This is a genomic window from Vibrio genomosp. F10 str. 9ZD137, assembly GCF_049974785.1.
Taxonomy (GTDB): Bacteria; Pseudomonadota; Gammaproteobacteria; order Enterobacterales; family Vibrionaceae; genus Vibrio.
On sequence record NZ_JBNGCJ010000099.1, the window covers coordinates 1 to 302 of the forward strand.

The following is a 302-nucleotide window of genomic DNA, read 5'->3' on the forward strand; positions in this document are numbered from 1 at the left end:
CGTCGTGAATGGAGCGGGGAACATCATCACGTCGGCCCCTGCTTCTGCAAAGGCAGGAATGATACCGAGGTTATAATCGTTACCCACCCCACCGGCGTGCATTTTACCTGCAACAATAATGATCTCTTTAGAGACATTACGAACTAATGTAATGGCATCTAGTATGGTTTCTTGTGTGACGGCATTACCAGGGTTTCCGGTGAGCATGACGTAATCGAGCCCGATCTCTATCGCTCGTTCAACGGTTTCTTTGGTCACTGTTCTGCCGACGTCTACGTGGCTGACATTGTCTGGTACAGGCT

At 49.7% G+C, this 302-nt stretch carries 1 pseudogene; it reads right to left on the bottom strand.

The features are described from left to right. Positions 1 to 302 (bottom strand): annotated as a pseudogene (locus ACP45E_RS01270) (dihydrodipicolinate synthase); the annotation flags it as partial.